This is a genomic window from Enterobacter sp. R-1.6.2, from assembly GCF_035064085.1.
In the GTDB taxonomy this organism is placed as follows: Bacteria; Pseudomonadota; Gammaproteobacteria; order Enterobacterales; family Enterobacteriaceae; genus Enterobacter; species Enterobacter asburiae_B.
Genome location: NZ_JASEYI010000014.1, coordinates 40033 through 61012, shown reverse-complemented (window position 1 = coordinate 61012; position 20980 = coordinate 40033). Strand labels below are relative to the sequence as shown.

Below are 20980 nucleotides of genomic sequence, written 5' to 3'. Positions count from 1 at the left end.
ATTGTTACCTCTGGGGTAAACTTGGTAATTACACGTCTTTTTTCAGAACAACTACAAAGGAGTCGGGATGAGTTCTCAATCCCAGGCCAAATCACCGGAAGCCTTACGAGCAATGGTCGCCGGGACGCTGGCTAACTTTCAGCATCCAACCCTGAAGCACAATCTCACTACGCTGAAAGCGTTACACCACGTTGCCTGGCTGGACGATACCCTGCACATTGAGCTGCAGATGCCGTTCGTCTGGACCAGCGCTTTTGACGCGCTGAAAGAGCAGACCAGCTCTGAGCTGCTGCGTATTACCGGTGCGAAGGCGATCGACTGGAAGCTGAGCCACAGCATCGCCACGCTGAAGCGCGTGAAAAACCAGCCTGGCGTGAACGGCGTGAAAAATATCATTGCCGTCAGCTCGGGCAAGGGCGGGGTAGGGAAATCTTCTACCGCCGTTAACCTGGCGCTCGCGCTGGCAGCGGAAGGGGCAAAGGTCGGTATTCTGGATGCGGATATCTACGGTCCGTCTATTCCTAACATGCTGGGCGCGGAAAACCAGCGCCCCACCTCGCCGGACGGGACCCACATGGCGCCAATTATGGCGCACGGTCTGGCGACCAACTCCATCGGTTACCTGGTGACTGACGATAACGCCATGGTCTGGCGCGGCCCGATGGCCAGCAAAGCGCTGCTGCAGATGCTGCAGGAGACGATGTGGCCGGATCTGGATTATCTGGTGCTGGACATGCCGCCGGGCACCGGTGACATTCAGCTGACGCTGGCGCAGAACATTCCGGTCACGGGGGCGGTCGTCGTGACTACGCCGCAGGATATCGCGCTGATTGACGCCAAAAAAGGCATCGTGATGTTCGAGAAGGTGGAAGTGCCGGTGCTCGGTATCGTCGAGAACATGAGCGTGCACATCTGCAGCAACTGCGGTCACCACGAACCTATCTTCGGTACGGGTGGTGCAGAAAAACTGGCCGCGAAGTATCACACCCAGCTGCTGGGGCAGATGCCGCTGCACATTACCCTGCGTGAAGATCTGGACAGCGGAAAGCCCACGGTTGTCAGCCGTCCGGACAGCGAATTTGCGGAAATGTATCGCCAGCTGGCGGGACGCGTTGCGGCGCAGCTCTACTGGCAGGGCGAAATCATCCCGGGGGAAATCGCGTTCCGCGCGGTGTAATTCCTCAGCTCCTAATTGCCGGGTGGCGCTTCGCTTACCCGGCCTACAAATGGCACCATCACGTAGGTCGGGTAAGGCGAAGCCGCCACCCGACTTTAACTCAACCGATAGTGCATCAAATAATACTCTCCGTCCGGAGAATTACCCGTCGCCTCTATGTGCCAGCCGTGTCGCTGGTAAAACGCAATAGCCTGCGCATTCTTCACCAGACACTTAAGCGAACCCGTACTGGTAAAAGTCTTCTGTACGTGTTCAAGCAACTCATGCCCGACGCCCAGGCTCTGATACTGCGGATCGACAAACAGGTTGTGCAGGAAATTATCGTTCGTCCAGACGGAGGCAAAACCCAGGCGATGACCGTTCTGAACAGCAACCCAAATCACTTCGTCGCGGGTTGCCGCGTCAAAGTCTTCAAGCTGCCAGTCCGCGCTGTCCAGCCATGGCCAGGCTTCACGCCGGGCGTGGAGGTAGAGCGTGCGCAGGAAAGGGCGGTCGCTTTCCTGCCAGGGGCGAATCAGAATTGCGTTAGCGGTGATAGAAAATATCTCCATTGTAGGCTTTGTAGATCTTGCCATCAGCATCGCCGATCAGTACGTAGTTCTCACCCATGTAGGTCCAGTGGGTTCCGGCATCCGGAGCCGGCAGGTTACGCAGCTGATACTGTTTGATGGTGTACTCCGGCGTTTGGTACTGCGCCGGCGCCGTGTCGCCAATCTTGAATTTCGTAAAGTCAGCGATGAACTCTTGTTCTTCATAGGCCTTGATGCCCGATGGCGCAGCGGCCGTTTGCGGGGCAGCGAATGCGGATCCCGCCAGAGACAGTAATACACCCAGAAGCAGCAATTTACGCTTAGCCATTTTTTCTCCAGTGATATCGTTACAGATACTTTTCGTCTGCAGGTCGAGCAAAGCGGAGCAGACAGTCCATTTTAAGTATCAACGCAGGGTATGTTTGAGAAAAAATGTAACAAAAGTGGACGGTTTTGTGTAGTCAAACTGGATGATGTTTATCATTGTGGTGAATATTGCCTGTGCTTTATATTTTTAATATTTATTATTTCGATACTCGAACCTGAAAATAACTTTTTACGTCAAAATTGGACTGTAATACGAATGCTTTCCCACTGAAGGACATTTAATATTGCCTTCGGGCGAAGCGCGCTTACTACCTTTTTTACAAGATCAATCGTTTTTTTAGAGGCCAGTTGGCTTGCGCTTTATCATGCCGAAATTACATGCCGAAGTTGAATAAATAATTAAATTTCATGAGCTTATGTTGAGTTCATTTGCAAGCTTTACGATAAGCGCAACGTTAAAAAGAAAAAGTTATATAAATGAAAAGTACAACTGCATTTTCGCTGTTATTTCTCACCATTAGTCAGTTAACGGGATGTGTATTTTCCCCCGGACAGAACTTGAGCGTGTACGGGAAAAAAGTCAATACGGCGGAAGATGTTAATTATCAGCTTGATAAGCACGTGGAAATTTTTCCACTGACGCCGGGGTTGATTGAAAAGCTGCGTCCAACCGTATCGAAATCTCAGGCAAATCCTAATCTGGATGAGCAGATCAAAAACTGGGAATACCGTATTGGCACAGGCGACATCCTGACGGTCACCGTCTGGGATCACCCTGAATTAACAACGCCCGCGGGACAATATCGTAGTGCGAGCGATGCCGGCAACTGGGTCAACGCCGATGGTACGCTCTTTTATCCCTACGTCGGTAAGCTGCGGGTGGCGGGAAAAACGGTTTCACAGGTACGTGAAGAGATTACATCTCGACTGGATAAAGTCATTGAGAGCCCGCAGGTGGACGTCAGCGTTGCCGCCTTCCGTTCCCAAAAAGCCTATGTCACCGGAGAGGTCGAAAAATCAGGCCAGCAACCCATAACCAATATTCCGCTGACGGTGATGGATGCGGTTAACGCCGCTGGCGGTCTTTCTGCGGATGCCGACTGGCGTAACGTCGTGCTGACGCATGATGGCAAGGACTCCCGCCTTTCGCTCTATGCACTGATGCAGCATGGCGATTTGATGCAAAATAAGCTGCTTTATTCAGGCGATATCCTGTTTATTCCCCGAAACGACGCGCTGAAAGTGTTCGTGATGGGCGAGGTGGTTAAACAGAGCACGCTTAAGATGGATCGTAGCGGCATGACGCTGGCCGAAGCCCTGGGCAATGCCGGTGGGCTTAACCAAAATATGGCTGATGCAACCGGCATTTTTGTTATCAGGCAGGTAACGGAAAAAGGCGACACGGGCAAAATTGCCAACATCTATCAACTCAATGCGGAAGATGCCTCAGCCATGGTGCTGGGTACGGAATTCCAGCTGGAACCGTATGACATTGTCTACGTCACCACGGCACCGTTATCACGCTGGAATCGCGTGATCTCCCAGCTGGTGCCTACCATCAGCGGCGTCCATGACCTGACCGAAACCGTTCGTTACATCAGATCGTGGCCGCAGTAATGTTCCAGTCAATCTTAGTGGTCTGCACCGGCAATATTTGCCGTTCACCAATTGGTGAGCGGCTGTTGCGACAGCAATTACCCGGCAAGCAGGTGAACTCGGCAGGTATTTTGGGGCTTGAGGGGCATCCGGCGGATGCGGCTGCGCAGGCTGTGGCCCGGCGTCATGGTGTTTCGCTGGAGGGGCATATTGCCCGCAAGGTGACGCGTAACCTGTTGCAACAAGCCGATTTGATCCTGGTGATGGGGCCGGAACACCTCCGTTTCATTGCCACAATGGCCCCGGAGAACCGGGGAAAATCGCTGCTCTTTGGACAATGGCTGGACATCAGGGACATTCCCGACCCTTACAACAAAAGTCGTGAAGCCTATGAATATGTTTTCGAGCAATTGGGAAAAGCCAGTCAGGAATGGGCTCGTCGTTTGAGTCAATAAGGAATGAAGCCGTTATGTCGTCTTCTAAATCAGAAAAATATAAGGCTGCGACACCGCAGAATAATGAGATCGATCTTCTTCAGTTGCTTGCTGAGATGTTTGATCACCGGGTGACGATCGCGTGTGTCACGCTCCTGCTCACGGTATGTGCGGGGATATATGCGTTCAGCGCCACGCCAGTTTATCAGGCTGATGCCCTGATACAGGTTGAAGCGAAGCAGAATAACTCACTGCTCAAGAACCTGACTCCGTTCGGGCCCGATCTCTCACCTGACGTCGCGCCAGAACTTTTACTCCTTAAATCACGGATGATCCTGGGAGAAACCATCGATCAATTAGGGTTGACGTACTACGTCAAGCGGCGCGTGTTTCCCGTCATCGGGCCTTTGTTAGAATACGTGCAGGGACGTAAATCCGCTGAAATAACGATCGGCGCGCTGACTATTCCCCTTCTGGAAGGTAAGCCACAAACGCTTTTACTTACCGTACGGGAGAAAGGGCGATATCGTCTTGAGGGAAAAACGCTTGAAGCAGACGGCATCGTGGGGAAAACGCTGCTTAAAAATGGATTATCGCTTCTGGTGACATCCCTCAGCGCGGAACCAGGCACCCAATTTACCCTCGAAACCGTCTCAAGGCTTGACGCCATCAACGCCATTCAGAACAGGCTTACGGTTGTTGAGTCGGCGAAACAGAGCGGTATGATCTCATTAACGTTAATGGGTGAAGACCCCGCCAGGATCGCCACGGTACTTAATACCATTGCTGAAAATTTTCTCAGTCAGAATATTGCGCGCCAGGAAGCGAAAGATTCCCGCAGCCTCACGTTCTTACAGGATCAATTACCTAAGATCAGCCGGGAACTGGATGAAGCCGAAGCGCGACTGAATGCCTACAGAGAGCAACGCGATTCTGTCGACTTATCTCTGGAGGCGAAGTCAGTCCTCGATCAGGTAGTTAACGTGGAAAACCAGCTTAACGAGCTGACGTTCCGCGAAGCAGAGGTTTCCCAGCTTTTCAAAAAGGACCATCCCACCTACCGTGCCTTGCGGGAGAAGAAACAAACGCTTGAGCGGGAGCGTGCGCGCCTGAACAATCGCGTTTCATCCATGCCTTCCACGCAGCAGGAAATCTTACGCCTGAGTCGTGACGTTGAATCCGGGCGTACCATATATCTGCAGCTGCTGACGCGTCAGCAAGAGCTGAGTATATCGCGCTCCAGCGCTATCGGGAACGTGCGGATCATTGACCCCGCCATGACGCAGCCAGAGCCGATCAAACCGCGCAAAGCACTCATTATCGTACTGGGCATGCTGATCGGGTTGATGCTTTCTGCCGGAACGGTTTTAGTGCGCTCAGCCTTTAATCGGGGCATTACCTCGTCTGAACAACTGGAAGTGCAGGGGATACCGCTTCTGGCGACGCTTCCGCGCTCGGTATGGCTCTGGAAAAAAACGCACCTGCGCAGGAAAACCCTGTTTGCTTCCCGATGGAAGCACAGGACGTCGAATGTTCCTTTTTTGCCCGTTGACCGCCCGGCAGATATGTTTGTCGAGGCAGTGCGCGGGCTGCGCACCAGTCTGCATTTTACCATGATGGATGCCACAAACCGGATCGTCGTGGTGTCTGGCCCCACGCAGGACTGCGGAAAGACGCTGGTCAGTACTTCACTGGCGTCGATTGCCGCTCAGGCCGGACAGCGAGTGCTGTTTATTGACGCTGATATGCGCAAGGGATATGTCCACAATGTTTTCCAACTGCGCAATCATCGGGGATTATCCTGCGTGCTCGGAGGAGCCGTTGAGTGGCAGGAGGCGGTTCAACGCGTTGAAAAAGGCGGTTTTGATGTATTGACCTGCGGACCCCAACCTTCACATCCCGTTGAGCTGCTCATGAGTGAACGCTTCCAGGCCGTAATGTCGCAGATAGACAAACTGTATGACATCGTGATTGTCGACACCCCACCCGTGCTTGCCGTAACGGATGCCTTGCTGATAGCCAGAGCAGCGGCGACCACGCTTCTGGTCGCCCGCTTTGGTAAAACCAGCGTCAAGGAGATCGAGAACTGCCTGAAGCGTCTGCAGCAGATGGGTGTGCAGGTGAATGGCGCGATCCTCAATGATATCGTGAAATCGGCTGCGCTCTATTACAACTCGGGATATAGCCATTACGACTACGGTTATACCCAAGAGTATACCTGACGCGACATTTCTTTACAGCGTGATGGCGTATTGCCCGTTAAGATGACCTTCGTTGAAACATGAGGTCACAATGGATAACCGCAAAATCAGTCGACTGCGCCGCTGGGCGCGGGAAGGGATCATACTCGTTCTGCTGATGCTGGCCGTAGTGTGGGGAGTTGATCGGTATCGAAAACCGACACTCCCCGCCAGTTTTAGTGCAACACCGATGCAGAGCATCGACGGCAATATTCACGATATCGCGGCGCTGAGCCAGGAACGCCCGCTGCTGATTTACGTCTGGGCCACCTGGTGCAGCATTTGCCGTTACACGACGCCTTCGGTCAATAAACTGGCGAAAGAGGGGGGCAACGTCGTAAGCATTGCCATGCGTTCCGGCGATAACGCAAAGCTTGCGCGCTGGGTTGAAAAGAAACAGCTGAAAATGCCGGTGATCAACGATGAAAACGGTGCGTTGTCGCAGCAGTGGCAGGTGAGCGTCACGCCGACGCTGGTCATTGTGTCGAAGGGTAATGTGGTCAGCACCACGACGGGCTGGACGAGTTACTGGGGATTAAAATTAAGGATGTGGTGGGCAGGCGTATAAAAATAACCCCTCTCCCGGCGGAAGAGGGGTGTTGTAATTACTTAGCCAGAACTTCCTGCGCGGTGCGCTCAACCAGAGACAGCAGGATTTTAATATCTTCCAGCGTCACGGTTGGGTTCAGCAGCGTCAGCTTCAGGCAGGTGACGCCGTTGTGCTCGGTCACACCAACGTTCGCACGGCCGGATTCCAGCAGCGCATCACCAATTTTCTGGTTCAGCAGAGCGATGCCCGCGTCATCCATCTGCACCTTTCCGCGGAAGCGGAACAGAACGCTTGCCAGCTGTGGCTGCATAACCAGTTCCAGAGCAGGCTGCTCTTTCACGTAGGCTGCAACCTGCTGCGCCAGGGTCACGCCGTGGTCGATGATCGCCGCGTAATGCTCCTGACCCAGCGCTTCCAGGCTCATCCACAGCTTCAGCGCGTCAAAACGACGGGTGGTCTGCAGAGATTTGGACACCAGGTTTGGCACACCCGCTTCTTCGTCGAACTCGGAGTTCAGGTAGGCCGCCTGATAGCGCATCAGCTCATAGTGACGCGCTTCTTTCAGCAGGAACGCGCCGCAGCTGATGGTCTGGAAGAACTGCTTGTGGAAGTCCAGGGTGACGGAATCCACCAGCTCGATGCCGTCCAGGTAGTGACGATACTGCTCAGACATCAGCAGCGCGCCGCCCCAGGCCGCATCAACGTGTACCCAGATGTTCTGCTTCGCGGCCAGCTCTGCAATCGCACGCAGCGGGTCGATAGCACCGGCATCGGTGGTACCTGCCGTTGCGACGATCGCCAGAATCTGCTCGCCGTTCGCGTTGCACTGTTCGATTTTCGCCGCCAGATCGGTCAGATCCATCCGGGAGAATTCGTCCGTTTTCACCTGCACGACGGACTGGTAGCCCAGACCCATCAGCGCCATGTTTTTCTGCACGGAGAAGTGTGCGTTTTCAGAGCACAGCACGCGAATTTTACGCAGATCGCCGACCAGGCCGTCCTGCTGAACGGAGTGACCCTGACGCGCGAAGAACGCATCGCGAGCCAGCATCAGGCCCATCAGGTTGCTCTGGGTGCCGCCGCTGGTGAAGACACCTGCGTCGCCGACCTGATAACCCACGCGGGTACGCAGCCACTCGATCAGTTTGATCTCGATAATGGTTGCGGACGGGCTTTGATCCCAGGAGTCCATACTCTGGTTAGTAGCGTTGATCAGCACTTCCGCCGCCTGGCTTACCACCAGGCTTGGGCAGTGCAGGTGCGCCACACACTGCGGGTGATGAACGGACAAGCTGTCTTTCAGGAAGAACTCCACGGCGCGTTCAATCGCCGCTTCGTTGCCCAGCCCTTTCGGGTTGAAATCCAGCTTAATACGGTCGCGCAGCTCTGCGACCGTTTTGCCCTGGTACATCTCAGGCTGTTTCAGCCACTGCATCACAGCCTGAGTGCTTTGTTCGATCGCCTGCTGGTAAGCTTCAATGCTCTGCGCAGAGGAGAACAAAATTGGGTTTGAATCAGACATCGTAATCAATAACTCCGGTTACGCCGGGCGAACGCCCGCAGCAAGCAGTGCCTGCTCAAATTTATCCAGGAAGATTTTCAGCTCTTCGTCGCTGATCAGCAGAGACGGCAGCAGACGCAGAACGATACCGTTACGGCCGCCGCGCTCCAGAATCAGACCGGCTTCGAAGCACTTCTTCTGAATCAGTGCAGACAGCTCGCCGTCGCCCGGGAAGCAGCCCATGTGGTCAGCGGCTTCGTGTGGCTTAACGATCTCAATACCGATCATCATGCCCAGACCGCGCACGTGGCCGATAACAGGATAGCGTTTCGCCATCTCTTTCAGCTGGCCTTTCAGCCATTCGCCCTGAGCGGCAACTTTGCCCGCGATGTTCTGATCTTTCAGGATTTTCAGCGTGGTCAGGCCGGTCGCCATCGCCAGCTGGTTGCCGCGGAAGGTACCGGTGTGGTGACCTGGCGCCCATGCGTCGAACTGCTTTTTAATACCGAGAACGGCCAGCGGCAGACCGCCACCTACGGCTTTAGACATCACGATGATGTCTGGCTCAATGCCTGCGTGTTCGAAGGCGAAGAATTTACCGGTACGGGCAAAGCCAGCCTGAACTTCGTCGAGGATAAGCAGAATGCCGTGTTCCTGAGTCACTTTACGGATGCGCTGCAGCCACTCTGCCGGAGCCGGGTTCACGCCGCCTTCGCCCTGAACGGCTTCCAGAATCACCGCAGCAGGTTTACGCACGCCGCTTTCAACGTCGTTGATCAGGTTATCGAAGTAGTACGTCAGCGCTTTCACGCCCGCTTCACCACCGATACCCAGCGGGCAACGGTACTCGTGCGGGTAAGGCATGAACTGCACTTCTGGCATCATACCGTCAACCGCTTCTTTCGGAGACAGGTTGCCGGTCACGGACAGCGCGCCGTGGGTCATACCGTGGTAACCACCAGAGAAGCTGATGATACCGCTACGACCGGTCACTTTTTTCGCCAGCTTCAGCGCCGCTTCAACGGCGTCAGCACCGGATGGCCCGGTGAACTGCAGGCAGTACTCTTTGCCCTGACCAGGCAGCAGAGAGAGCAGGTATTCAGAAAACGCGTCTTTAAGAGGCGTAGTCAGATCCAGGGTATGTAACGGCAAGCCGCTGGTAATGACATTTTGGATGCTTTTCAGCACATCAGGATGGTTATGGCCAAGCGCAAGGGTCCCCGCGCCTGCTAAACAGTCAAGGTATTCTTTATTATCTGCATCGGTGATCCACACGCCTTCTGCTTTAGTGATGGCTAAAGGCAGTTTGCGCGGATAACTCCTGACGTTAGATTCAAACTCGGCCTGACGGGCCAGATAGGTTTCGTTGCTTTTGTGGGCATCTACGGTGTCAATACGGACTTTATCCGTCATCATATCACTCCTACAACCGCCGCTTCGTTATGAGCCACGATTGAATAAAAAGTTAAAAAACAGATGGGGGCCTGAAAAAAACGCCGCCAATATAGAGCCTTTTGCCACGGGGCTCAATGGTTAATTTGTTTACTGTTTTGTGACATGGCGCTCAGGGGAGAGGATATCCCCTTTTTAAGAAAGAAAATTGCACTTTATGGTAAAGAAAAACAGACTGTTACGTGTGTTCTGCCCTGACTGTAAATTCATAAAAAAGAGTGTGACAAATCGTGCCATTCGCTGACCAAAAAGGAGGCAGACAGCCTCCTTGTTCGCTTTATTTCTGCGACACCTGCAAAATGCCGTGGTTACGCCCCGTCGTCTTATTCCAGGACGCCGCCGTAATGCCGTTCTCATTAAGGCTTAGCGATATAACAAAACCATTACCGTGAATCTCATAGAAATGAGCATTCAGACGTTTCACGATGGCCTTTTTGCCGTTAATGGTGGCGTTAAAAAAGCCGTTTGAAATCGTGGCGTTAACCGCATCCGATGTGAAAGTGGCTTCACGCAAAGGGTCGTGGACCGCAGCAGTTGTGTGCTGTGCCGTATTTTGGGCTTTTGTTTTGTGAATATCACAAGAGCCGTCATTCGCGTTCATCTCAGTGCATCCTGAACGTTCTAATTGAGCACGATAGTGCGCGTTAATCGCATGAGCCGGTGTTATCGCTACCGTCAACATCAGTGCAATCCATATTAATTGAGTTTTCATGGCTAAACTTTTGTTCACCTTATAAAACGCACAGATAATAGGAGACGTACATCATGCCGATCCAAATACCGACGCCAATGAGCATCAGATACAGGGTCGCTGAAATAATGATATGTCTGAGCATGTTTTTTCTGTCATCGCTATTCTTGCCGGAGGCAAGCAGGTTATTAACTTAATGGCGTAAGTTAATAATGCTTAAGTTGTATTTCGTTAAAAGCCCATTCCGACGCCAACTGACGCTCCCATATTATTGGCGGTATCATCAGAGAAGCTCACTTTCGCGATCACATGTGAACTAAAGTTAACGGATGCCCCAACGGCAAGGGCGCTTTCACTATTGTATGTGGCTCCGCCAGCAGAGAACATAACATGCTGATTCGTTTGTACCTGCGGTAATCCAGCCATCGCCATGGCACCTGAAATACCGGCATTAGCTTGCTTCTTATTATTATCTACTTCATCGTGCAGTGATTTAAATTGCTGGTTGGTATTGTTATTCATTGCCTGTAACGTCTGTTTCGTTGCCAGCAGATCCTGTGCGGTGGCGGTAACTGCCTGGGTATTATTAGCCACTTTAGTTTGTGTTGCTGCGTCTACCTGCATGTGCGTCACGGTGGTCGTCACGCCATCTTTGCCATCTACGCCGTTAGTGGGTTTAGGAGCACTTTCCAGGCTATCAAGACGGTTATCTTGCACTTTGTTAACGTTTTCCATATCGATAATTTCTGTGCCGTTCGTCATAACGCCCTGTAAAGCCGCATCGCTTTTTTGATTGGCGGTATCTGCAAGCGCACCAGCAAGCAAGGCTTTTTGGTAAGCGTCATTTGTGGCTTGCTCAATAACCAAAACACCTAATTTAGTGGATTGAAGGTCGCTATCCACCTGCGTTAAGCGATTTTCAGTTGAGAGATCGCGAGCAATGCTATCGACCCTGTTTTGCGTAATTTGGTCTTGATGGTCATTCACAATATCTGTGATTGATGCGTCATCCCAAACGGCAGCAGCAGCGTTGGTAATATTCACGGCGCTACCGGCGACCACCCCAAATACAAAAACAGGAATAACAGATTTATTGAAAATTTTCATTCGAAGGACTCACATCATTAACGTATTAAAAAACAAAATTAAGCAGAACAGTTTTGGCTTTAGTGGCATGTGGATATCTGTATTTCCGTATGTCAAAACAGAATATTCAATGCCCGGACCTTTTTTAGTGGCGTGAATAAACTATCGATTAAACCCAAATTGATGATTTTGATCTAAATCATAAATGATATGAATAAATGAAAGGGCAGGGTGCGGTATCGAGGAGGTTTATTTAATGTATACATTAACTTATGGATTATGCGATAAATCCAGGGAAGCGTTAACCTATTGATCAAAGTACAAATGTTTAATAGAGTTAAATAAATTAATACTGTCTTATTCTTTCATGCGAAAGAAGTTTATCTATCTTATAAAAGCGGAATGAGCACGTAATAAAAAATAAAAATAATAGTCTCAGCAAAAGTACGTAATAAAGTTTTTCAATAACGCATTAACAATTACTGAACCAGAATTAACTAAAGCGTAATAAATGTTGGCAAATGACGGGAAAGAGCGCCTGGAGATTTCCGCTGTGACAAACGGTGTGATAAATCGAAACTCCTTGCGCCTGGCCTGGGGGCGCGGTTACACTACATAACGTTAATGATTTTTATAACTCACTGTTTTAAAAGTATTTTGACTCGGGGTGCCCTTCTTTGTGAAGGCTGAGAAATACCCGTATTACCTGATCTGGATAATGCCAGCGTAGGGAAGTCAGATGCCTTCCAGGTCATCGCTTCTTCACGCAAGGCAGGAGCGAAACCATGCAGCCTGACCTGCTTGATTTACACGTTTTACACCACTTCCGAACCCGTTCTCCGCTGACCCACTGTATGACCAACGATGTCGTACAGACCTTTACGGCCAACGTTTTGCTGGCGCTTGGCGCCTCACCCGCGATGGTGATTGAGGCCGAAGAGGCTGAACAGTTTGCCGGCATCGCCGATGCGCTGCTGATTAACGTTGGCACGCTGACCTCGCCGCGCGCCCAGTCGATGCGTCGGGCAATAGAAAGTGCGGTGGCGGCAGGCAAGCCCTGGACGCTGGACCCGGTTGCTGCGGGCGCCCTGACGTTCCGCACCCGTTTTTGCCATCAAATCCTTGCTCTGAAACCAGCCGCCATTCGCGGCAATGCCTCCGAGATTCTCGCCCTTGCCGGAATGAGCGCGGGCGGGCGCGGCGTCGATACAACCGATACCGCAGCCAGCGCGGTGCCTGCTGCGCAGGCGCTGGCTCGCCAGACCAATGCCGTTGTGGTCGTCACCGGCGAGGTGGATTACATCACCGACGGACAACGCACACGCACGGTAACGGGCGGCGATCCGTTGATGACGCGCGTAGTGGGAACCGGATGCGCGCTTTCTGCCGTTGTGGCGGCGAGCTGCTCGCTACCGGGCGACCGGATGGATAATGTCGCTGCCGCCTGCGGATGGATGAAGCGGGCCGGAACGGTGGCCGTTGCGCAGTCACGTGGGCCTGGCAGTTTTGCCAGCGCGTTTCTGGATGCGCTCTATACGCTGGAGGAGCAGGCATGAAGCGGATTAACGCCCTGACCATTGCCGGCACCGATCCCAGCGGCGGCGCGGGTATCCAGGCCGATCTCAAAACCTTCTCGGCCCTTGGCGCGTACGGCTGCTCGGTCATTACCGCGCTGGTGGCGCAAAACACGCGCGGCGTGCAGTCGGTCTACCGTATCGAGCCGGATTTTGTTGCCGCGCAGCTGGATTCAGTGTTCAGCGATGTGCGCATCGATACCACCAAGATCGGCATGCTGGCGGAGACGGATATTGTGGAGGCGGTGGCCGAGCGGCTTAAACGCTATCAGGTGCAAAACGTGGTGCTGGATACCGTCATGCTAGCAAAAAGCGGCGACCCGCTGCTCTCCACCTCCGCCGTGGAGACGCTGCGTACAAAGCTACTGCCGCAGGTGGCGCTTATCACGCCCAATCTGCCGGAAGCCGCCGCGCTGTTAGGCACATCGCATGCGCAAACTGAACGCGAGATGAAAGCGCAGGGAAACGCGCTGCTGGCGATGGGCTGCGGGGCGGTGCTGATGAAGGGCGGTCATCTGGATGATGCTGAAAGCCCGGACTGGCTCTTTACCCGCGACGGCGAAGTACGTTTTACCGCTCCGCGCGTGCAGACCAAAAACACCCACGGCACGGGCTGCACGCTCTCCGCCGCGCTGGCGGCGCTGCGCCCGCGGCATGAAGGCTGGGCCGATACGGTGCGCGAAGCGAAAAACTGGCTCTCGGCGGCGCTGGCAAAAGCCGATACTCTGGAAGTGGGTCACGGTATTGGGCCGGTTCATCATTTTCATGCATGGTGGTAACCCAGTATACTGGCAGGAAACACCACGCCTGAGAAAACAGAGATGGAACAAGCGCATACCCGGTTAATCGCTCAACTGAATGAACGGATCGCCGCGCCTGACAACACGCCGCTGTACCTGAAATTTGCCGAAACGGTAAAAAACGCGGTGCGCAGCGGGGTGCTGGAGCACGGGAATATTTTGCCCGGCGAGCGCGATCTGAGCCAGTTAACCGGGGTGTCGCGCATCACCGTGCGAAAGGCGATGCAGGCGCTCGAGGAAGAGGGCGTGGTCACCCGCTCCCGTGGCTATGGCACCCAAATCAACAATATCTTTGAATATTCGCTGAAAGAGGCGCGCGGTTTTTCCCAGCAGGTAGTGCTGCGCGGCCAAAAGCCTAATACGCTGTGGGTCAACAAGCGGGTGGTGAAATGCCCGGAAGAGGTCGCAAATCACCTGTCTATACCTCCGGAAAGCGAGGTCTTTTTGCTCAAGCGCATTCGCTATGTGGATGACGATGCTGTGTCGATTGAAGAGTCCTGGGTGCCGGTCGGGCTCATTCCCGATCCGGATGCGATTGGCATTTCGCTGTATGACTACTTCCGCAGTCAGAATATTTTCCCGCAGCGCACCCGTTCACGGGTTAGCGCCCGCATGCCGGACAGCGAGTTTCAGGCGCACATTAAAATGGACGAAAAAATACCGGTGCTGGTGATCAAGCAGGTCGCGCTTGACCAACAGCACCGGCCGATTGAGTACAGCATCAGCTACTGCCGCAGCGATCTATACGTCTTTGTGTGCGAGGAATAATTCGTCGCGAGTCGGGGCGCAGTCCCCGCCGCGGTGGCTGACCACCCAGGACGCCACGGCATTCCCCAGCAGAACGGCGTCTGCCAGTGACCATCCCGCCGCCAGCCCGGCAAGCGTGCCGCCCGCGTGGCTGTCGCCAGCGCCAATGGTGTCCACAACCGTCGCCGGGAACGCCGGAACAACGCCCGCATCGTCGCCGTCATACCACGCGGCACCGTCTTTATCATGACGCACAATCAGCGCGGCGCCGAAGCGCTGCTGCCACTCCGCACCCAGGTTTTCAGCCGCTACGCCCAGTCGTTCGGCTGCGATCTCTGCTTCCTGACGATTAAGCGACACGATCGGCCTGCAGGCCATAATCCGCGCCATCAGCGCGTCGGGAATATCCGCGATGCGGGGGCCGAAATCGATAAATGCCGTCACGTCCTGTAATCCCTCCAGCCAGCGCGTCAGCAGCTCGCCGCACGGTGAGGCCAGCTGATAGCCGGATAAATAGACCAGGCTGTTCGACGGGATGTTAAGCACATCAAGCCAGCGCTGCTGCCACTGGTTCTCCACGCCGCTAAAGGACATAAAGGTGCGCTCGCCGTCTGGCTCCACCAGCGCCAGGCACCAGCCGTTGTCGCCGGTTTCGGCCTCGATGGCGCTGTGCAGATCCTGCTTCGCCATGGCGTTGCGAATAATATCCGCCCAGACGCCGTGACCGACGGGCAGGGCGTTTTGCGACGCAATGCCGAGCCGTTTCAGAGCGATGGCAATGTTTAGCGCGCAGCCGCCAATATTCACGCCCTGCTGTTTGAGTTCGATATCGCACCCGCGCCAGGGCAGGGCGTAGGCGTCGGCGATGACGTCAATCACCGCCGCGCCCAGCACCGTCACCGGGCGCGCGGCGTGCAGGGTGTCGAGACGTTGGGCAAACGAATTCATACGCCCTCCCTTTGCTCCCGGTAGTGCAGCAGTTTCGCGCAATAGTGGTCGAAATCGAGCCGGTTTACGGCGTCGAGCTCGGCCTTCAGCGCCGGGTCAATGGCCTGGACGCCGTGGAGCGCGCCGCAGATGGCCGTCGCCATCGCGCCAATGGTGTCGGTATCGCCGCCCAGGTTGGCGCATAAAATGGCGCAGCGGTTTGGGTCGGTTCCCGCCAGTTCGACCATCGCAATGGCCGCCGGAACGGACTCAATGGTGCTGGTTCCGGCCCCCACGAGCTGGTAAACCTGCTCGCTGGCGGACTCAACCCCGTTGGCTTCCCGCACGGTCTTAAGCGCCAGCTCAATACGTGCCGCCAGCGATGCGCTGAAGGTGGTGGTTTTCGCCTCCTGCGCATAGCGGGCGATACCCGGCAGCGCATCGACGATGTTCTGCCAGCTTTCGCCGTCGATAGCGCGGGAAACCGCCCAGGCAATCACCACCGCGCCGGCAATGGCGAGGTCCGATTTATGGGTCGGGCTGGAGGCCAGCGCCACCTGCTCAACAAAGTGTTCCAGACGCGTGGCCGGGAGCAGGCAGCCCAGCGGGGAGGCGCGCATCGCTGCCCCGTTAGTCACGCCGTTGTTGTCCAGTTCGCTAACCGGCTTGCCGTCGCGAATCGCGTTAAGCGCGATTTTGGAGGTCGGGCCGAGCACGTTCTTATTAAACGCGTCAAAATCGAGCGCCCAGCGCAGAATATGCTTGCCGATAACGTCCGCGTTAATCTCCCCGTCGCACTCGATGAGCGCGTCCGCCAGGCACAGCGCCATTGAGGTATCGTCGGTGAACTCTGCCTGTTTGAAATAGCAGGCCGCATTATTCTCTGCCGGGCCGGGTAAAAAGCGGTCGATCCAGCCGAAATGCGCCTTGACGCGCTTTCTCGGCCACAGCTCCGACGGCATACCCATCGCATCCCCTAACGCCTGCCCGTAAAGGGCACCGAGAATACGTTCTTGTTTCATTTAACTTCCCCTTGTGTCAGCGCGGCATCGCCATCAACCACCGCAATGGCGGCGATCTCTTTATCCGATTCGCGGAAAAACAGCATAAACAGCACGGCAATCACGGCAATCATGATTGCACCAAACGTCCACATTCCGGCCCAGTTGAAGGTCAGCCCATTCACCGGCTCTTTGTATGCGAACATTTTTTCCATCATCACGCCGCCCAGGCGGTAACCCAGCAGGCTACCAAAGCCCTGACAGCACAGCGTAATCAGGCCCTGCGCGGCGGTGCGCATGTGCACCGGCGCTTTTTTGTCCACGTAGATGTACGCGGTGACGTAATAGAAGTCGTAGCTCACGCCGTGCAGCAGAATGCCGAGGAACAGCAGGGCGTAGGTGAAGTACTGTTCCGCTCCGCCGTAAACAAAGAACCCGTAGCGGATGGCGGCGGTGATCAGCCCCAGCAGCAAGACCTTCTTAATACCAAAGCGTTTGGTAAAGAACGGCAGGGCGAGCATAAAGAAGATTTCGGAGAACTGGCCGAGCGTCATCCAGCCGGTGGCGTTTTTCATCCCCACTTCGGTGAGATAGCCGTTGGCGAAGATGTAATAGAAGGCCAGCGGCATGGCGAACAGGAACGAGCAGAAGAAGAACACCAGGAAGTTTCTGTCGCGCAGCAGGATCAGCGCGTCCAGCCCGAGCATCACTTTGAAATCCATCTTGCCGGTACTTTTCGGCGGCGTATTCGGCAGGAACAGGGCAAACACGCCGAGCAGGGCGGAGCTGGCTGCCGTCATCAGCAGCGGGATGTTGGTGTCGGAAATATCGCTGTAGCCCAGCATCTGCGGCAGGAACCCGCACGCCAGCCCGGAGGCGATCCAGCAGATGGTACCCATCACACGGATGCGCGGGAAATCGGCCTCGACGTCGTCCACGTTGGCAAAGGCGATACTGTTGGTCAGCGCGATAGTTGGCATATAGGTCAGGGAGTAAACCAGCAGCAGCGGGAAGAAGGTGCTGAACTGGGTTTGCTGTGCGGCGAAGTACATCAGAATGGCTCCGGCGAACATCAGCACTGACAGCACTTTCTGCGCGGCGAAGAAGCGGTCCGTCAGCGAGCCGACCAGAATCGGCGAGAGGATCGCGGCAATGGCGGTACAGGCGTAAGACCAGCCGATTTCCCCGGCGGTAAAACCGCTTTTGCTCAGCCACAGCCACAGCGGCACAAACCACGCGCCCCAGATAAACCATTCAACAAACATCATGAATGACAGTTGGACTTTCGTTTTCATTTTTTAATCCTGCATGTCAGAGAGGGTACGCCTTTAACATACCACTCAATAATACCTTTTAAATACCTTTGTGGTGATTGTTTGATCAATGTAACAGTTTTGTTGTACACGAATCGAGCCAGCAGATTGTGCTGAAAAAAAAAGCAAAGAGTGGAAAATCTGTTAAGTCGGTACCAGGCTTAGTCTGCCCATAAAAGATGGGACTGGATAAACACACACCGACACGACGTCGGACTTACGGGAGTATCACATGACTGATATTGCGCAGTTGCTTGGCAAAGACGCCGACAGCCTTTTACAGCATCGTTGTATGACCATTCCAGCCGACCAGCTGTATCTGCCTGGTCACGACTACGTTGACCGCGTGATGATCGATAACAACCGTCCGCCTGCGGTCCTGCGAAATATGCAGACGCTCTACAACACCGGGCGGCTCGGCGGCACCGGGTATCTCTCTATTCTGCCGGTGGACCAGGGCGTAGAGCACTCCGCGGGCGCCTCTTTTGCGGCGAACCCGCTCTACTTCGATCCGAAGAACATTGTTGAGCTGGCGATTGAAGCGGGCTGTAACTGCGTGGCCTCTACCTACGGCGTGCTGGCCTCGGTTTCGCGTCGCTATGCCCACCGCATTCCGTTCCTTGTGAAGCTGAACCACAACGAAACCCTTAGCTATCCAACCGAATATGACCAAACCCTCTACGCCAGCGTCGAGCAGGCGTTCAACATGGGCGCGGTGGCGGTAGGGGCGACGATTTACTTCGGCTCTGAACAGTCCCGCCGTCAGATTGAAGAGATCTCCGCGGCGTTTGAGCGCGCGCACGAGCTGGGCATGGTCACCGTGCTGTGGGCATATCTGCGCAACAACGCGTTCAAGAAAGACGGCGTGGATTACCACGTGTCGGCCGACCTGACCGGGCAGGCGAACCACCTGGCGGCGACCATCGGCGCGGATATCGTGAAGCAGAAAATGGCCGAGAATAACGGCGGCTACAAAGCGGTGAACTTTGGCTACACCGACGATCGCGTTTACAGCAAGCTGACCAGCGATAACCCGATCGACCTGGTGCGCTACCAGCTGGCGAACTGCTACATGGGCCGCGCGGGGCTGATCAACTCCGGCGGCGCGGCGGGCGGTGATACCGACCTGTCAGACGCGGTGCGTACGGCGGTTATTAACAAACGCGCGGGCGGTATGGGGCTGATCCTTGGCCGCAAGGCGTTTAAGAAATCGATGGCCGACGGCGTGAAGCTGATCAATGCGGTTCAGGACGTCTATCTTGACAGCAAAGTCACGATTGCCTGACGGCTCCATCTCCCTCTCCCCGGTGGGAGAGGGTTGGGTGAGGGCATCATTGCTCACCGTGTGATACATCAGCGCAAAAGCACGCAGTCCGGCGGCAGCCTGCACTGCAGCGCGCCGGGCAATACCTCAATGCGGAACTGCGTTCCGCTCAGCGGCTCTCCGTCGAGGTTAAAGGTCATCCCGTGCGGCGCATTCACTTCAAACCACGCCGATTTCCCGGCGATGATATTTGGACTCTCTTCCGGCTGCGTCAGCGTGGTAAACAGCGCGGGCAGCAGGCCGTCGCCCGTGAAAATACGCAGCTGGAGCTGACTGTCATTAATCAGCGCCTCCGGGCAGAGCTGCTGTCCGCCGCCCGCCTGACGCCCGTTGCCAATCCCAATCACCAGCGCATCACCCTGCCACTGAAAATCCTCGCCGCGAATTTCGCAGCGGTCAGGCTTGAGGGTGTCCATACGCATCAGGCCGTGGATCAGGTATGACACGCCGCCCAGCGCCGCCTTCAGCTTTTCCGGCGTTTCGCTGGTGATGCGCGTGCCAAACCCGCCCGTCGCCATATTGATAAAGCAGGTTTTATCATTCACCTGCGCAATATCCACAGCGGTGGCCTTGCCGAGGATCGCCAGCTGGAGCGCTTTCTCCAGCTCTTCCGGGATCCCGGCGCTGGTGGCAAAATCATTGGCGGTGCCGAGCGGTAAAATACCCATCACCGGCCGGTTTGCCGGGGGCAGGTCGATAAGCGCTGACGCAATCTCATTGATGGTGCCATCGCCGCCGCCGGAAATGATGGTGCTGACGCCAAGCCCGAGGGCTTCATTGATATAGCGTGCCGCGTCGCCTTTTTCCCACGTCACCCTGACGTGAATGCGCGCGCCGTCATCGCGCAAACCCTGAATTGCCTGACGCAACAGATCGTTGCCCGCGCTTTTGCCATTGAGAATCAATAAACTGTCTGGATAGGTTGCCATCCGCGCTGCTCCCTTTTTTAGCGTTAGTAAGAGTGTATAGCAGAGAGGAAAAAAGCGGGTAAGAACAGGATGAAAGGAACAAAATATGCCCGAAAGCGCGTTACACTCCAGCGATGATAGTAACGTAATCACAGGAAAGTGATGATGAATAAAATTTTGGTAAGCGCGTGCCTGATGGGCTTTAAGGTTCGTTATAACGGAAGTGAAAAAGCGCGAATGAACGGGCTGCTCGCTCGCTGGCAGCAGGAAAAGCGTCTGGTGATCCACTGCCCTGAACTTGCGGCCGGGATGCCTGTCCCTCGTCCTCCGGCAGAGATTATGTCCGCTGATGGCAAAGACGTAATGCACGGGCAAGCCAGAATTAGTGAAAATACAGGGCAGGATGTGACTGAGCAGTATCAGCTTGCAGCCTGGCTCGCGCTACGCGCTGCTCAGGAGTCGGGGTGTAGCGCAGCGCTATTAACCGATGGCAGCCCCACGTGCGGCAGTCAGTTTATTTATGACGGATCTTTTCGCGGGATCCATAAAGCGGGGAGGGGTGTGGCTGCATCGTTGCTCGCAGAGCATGGGATAACCGTGTTCTCTGAGGGGCAAATCGACGAGCTTATTGCCTGGATTGAGGAGAGAGAAGGCAAAAAATAAGCCCGCGTAAGGGAGATTACGCAGGCTAAGGAGGTGGTTCCTGGTACAGCTAGCATTTATGGGTTATGTTTTTCAGCGGGGGGATAATACCCGTATTGAACGAAGCGGTATGTGATCCGATTCTAAGAATTATCCCAGC

At 54.8% G+C, this 20980-nt stretch carries 20 protein-coding genes and 1 riboswitch; of the genes, 10 read left to right on the top strand and 10 right to left on the bottom strand.

The genetic code is table 11. The annotated features are described in order from the left end of the window. Positions 1 to 67: 67 nt before the first annotated feature. Positions 68 to 1177, top strand: a complete 1110-nt coding sequence (apbC, locus tag QMN93_RS15925) for an iron-sulfur cluster carrier protein ApbC (RefSeq protein ID WP_033146008.1) — start codon at positions 68 to 70, stop codon at positions 1175 to 1177. A 95-nt stretch (positions 1178 to 1272) separates the two neighbouring features. On the opposite strand, the gene QMN93_RS15920 is transcribed toward apbC, so the two are convergent. Both QMN93_RS15920 and QMN93_RS15915 read right to left on the bottom strand, forming a co-directional pair. After that, entirely contained in the window at positions 1273 to 1728 is a 456-nt protein-coding gene (locus QMN93_RS15920) for a GNAT family N-acetyltransferase (RefSeq protein ID WP_226852654.1), read from the bottom strand. Further along, the gene (locus QMN93_RS15915; protein WP_023336316.1) at positions 1703 to 2035 is read right to left on the bottom strand and encodes an RcnB family protein; all 333 of its coding nucleotides are present in this window, start codon (positions 2033 to 2035) and stop codon (positions 1703 to 1705) included. The genes QMN93_RS15920 and QMN93_RS15915 overlap by 26 nt, the downstream gene beginning before the upstream one ends. Before the next feature lie 476 nt (positions 2036 to 2511). Here QMN93_RS15915 and QMN93_RS15910 point away from each other — a divergent pair, with 476 nt between their 5' ends. The 4 genes from QMN93_RS15910 to QMN93_RS15895 all read left to right on the top strand — a co-directional run bounded on the left by QMN93_RS15910 (position 2512) and on the right by QMN93_RS15895 (position 6872). Next, positions 2512 to 3651 (top strand): polysaccharide export protein, encoded by a 1140-nt coding sequence (locus tag QMN93_RS15910; protein WP_143346744.1) that lies wholly within the window; start codon positions 2512 to 2514, stop codon positions 3649 to 3651. After that, on the top strand, positions 3651 to 4085 hold the full coding sequence (locus QMN93_RS15905) for a protein-tyrosine-phosphatase (protein ID WP_033146006.1): 435 nt from the start codon (positions 3651 to 3653) through the stop codon (positions 4083 to 4085). The genes QMN93_RS15910 and QMN93_RS15905 overlap by 1 nt, the downstream gene beginning before the upstream one ends. A 14-nt stretch (positions 4086 to 4099) precedes the next feature. Further along, positions 4100 to 6286 (top strand): polysaccharide biosynthesis tyrosine autokinase, encoded by a 2187-nt coding sequence (locus tag QMN93_RS15900; RefSeq protein ID WP_193139684.1) that lies wholly within the window; start codon positions 4100 to 4102, stop codon positions 6284 to 6286. A gap of 70 nt (positions 6287 to 6356) precedes the next feature. After that, positions 6357 to 6872 (top strand): protein disulfide oxidoreductase, encoded by a 516-nt coding sequence (locus QMN93_RS15895; protein ID WP_193139682.1) that lies wholly within the window; start codon positions 6357 to 6359, stop codon positions 6870 to 6872. A gap of 37 nt (positions 6873 to 6909) precedes the next feature. Here the strand turns inward: QMN93_RS15895 and QMN93_RS15890 are convergent, their stop codons facing one another. The 4 genes from QMN93_RS15890 to QMN93_RS15875 form a co-directional block, all read right to left on the bottom strand. Continuing rightward, entirely contained in the window at positions 6910 to 8376 is a 1467-nt protein-coding gene (locus QMN93_RS15890; RefSeq protein WP_193139680.1) for an aspartate aminotransferase family protein, read from the bottom strand. An 18-nt stretch (positions 8377 to 8394) separates the two neighbouring features. Further along, positions 8395 to 9771 (bottom strand): diaminobutyrate--2-oxoglutarate transaminase, encoded by a 1377-nt coding sequence (locus QMN93_RS15885; protein WP_014884533.1) that lies wholly within the window; start codon positions 9769 to 9771, stop codon positions 8395 to 8397. Positions 9772 to 10084: 313 nt separating this feature from the next. Next, positions 10085 to 10519, bottom strand: coding sequence for a hypothetical protein (locus QMN93_RS15880; protein ID WP_193139678.1), 435 nt, complete (start codon positions 10517 to 10519; stop codon positions 10085 to 10087). A gap of 210 nt (positions 10520 to 10729) precedes the next feature. Continuing rightward, on the bottom strand, positions 10730 to 11605 hold the full coding sequence (locus QMN93_RS15875; protein ID WP_226852653.1) for a YadA C-terminal domain-containing protein: 876 nt from the start codon (positions 11603 to 11605) through the stop codon (positions 10730 to 10732). A 632-nt stretch (positions 11606 to 12237) separates the two neighbouring features. Continuing rightward, positions 12238 to 12334: riboswitch (TPP riboswitch) on the top strand. 35 nt (positions 12335 to 12369) lie between these two features. Between QMN93_RS15875 and thiM the strand changes: the two genes are divergently transcribed. Genes thiM through QMN93_RS15860 form a run of 3 tightly spaced genes read left to right on the top strand, consistent with a single transcriptional unit; the run spans position 12370 to position 14726 of the window. Continuing rightward, positions 12370 to 13140, top strand: a complete 771-nt coding sequence (thiM, locus tag QMN93_RS15870) for a hydroxyethylthiazole kinase (RefSeq protein WP_112778150.1) — start codon at positions 12370 to 12372, stop codon at positions 13138 to 13140. Then, a complete protein-coding gene (gene thiD, locus QMN93_RS15865; protein WP_064672819.1) occupies positions 13137 to 13937 on the top strand; it encodes a bifunctional hydroxymethylpyrimidine kinase/phosphomethylpyrimidine kinase in 801 nt (266 codons plus the stop codon). The genes thiM and thiD overlap by 4 nt, the downstream gene beginning before the upstream one ends. Positions 13938 to 13979: 42 nt before the next feature. Beyond that, positions 13980 to 14726, top strand: coding sequence for a GntR family transcriptional regulator (locus QMN93_RS15860; RefSeq protein ID WP_039263124.1), 747 nt, complete (start codon positions 13980 to 13982; stop codon positions 14724 to 14726). Here the strand turns inward: QMN93_RS15860 and QMN93_RS15855 are convergent. The 3 genes from QMN93_RS15855 to QMN93_RS15845 are packed head-to-tail and all read right to left on the bottom strand — an operon-like array spanning position 14700 to position 17928. Next, positions 14700 to 15653, bottom strand: a complete 954-nt coding sequence (locus tag QMN93_RS15855; RefSeq protein WP_193139676.1) for a PfkB family carbohydrate kinase — start codon at positions 15651 to 15653, stop codon at positions 14700 to 14702. The two genes, QMN93_RS15860 and QMN93_RS15855, sit on opposite strands and share 27 nt — an antisense overlap. Next, positions 15650 to 16654, bottom strand: coding sequence for an ADP-ribosylglycohydrolase family protein (locus QMN93_RS15850; RefSeq protein ID WP_193139674.1), 1005 nt, complete (start codon positions 16652 to 16654; stop codon positions 15650 to 15652). Before QMN93_RS15850 ends, QMN93_RS15855 begins: the two co-directional genes overlap by 4 nt. Next, entirely contained in the window at positions 16651 to 17928 is a 1278-nt protein-coding gene (locus QMN93_RS15845) for a nucleoside permease (RefSeq protein ID WP_193139672.1), read from the bottom strand. Before QMN93_RS15845 ends, QMN93_RS15850 begins: the two co-directional genes overlap by 4 nt. A gap of 250 nt (positions 17929 to 18178) precedes the next feature. Between QMN93_RS15845 and fbaB the strand changes: the two genes are divergently transcribed. Next, complete coding sequence (gene fbaB / locus QMN93_RS15840; RefSeq protein WP_023312424.1) at positions 18179 to 19231, top strand: class I fructose-bisphosphate aldolase; 1053 nt, start codon at positions 18179 to 18181, stop codon at positions 19229 to 19231. Positions 19232 to 19299: 68 nt separating this feature from the next. On the opposite strand, the gene yegS is transcribed toward fbaB, so the two are convergent. Beyond that, positions 19300 to 20199 (bottom strand): lipid kinase YegS, encoded by a 900-nt coding sequence (gene yegS, locus QMN93_RS15835; protein WP_193139670.1) that lies wholly within the window; start codon positions 20197 to 20199, stop codon positions 19300 to 19302. Between the two features lie 141 nt (positions 20200 to 20340). Here yegS and QMN93_RS15830 point away from each other — a divergent pair, with 141 nt between their 5' ends. Further along, a complete protein-coding gene (locus tag QMN93_RS15830) occupies positions 20341 to 20841 on the top strand; it encodes a DUF523 domain-containing protein (protein ID WP_193139669.1) in 501 nt (166 codons plus the stop codon). Positions 20842 to 20980: the final 139 nt, after the last annotated feature.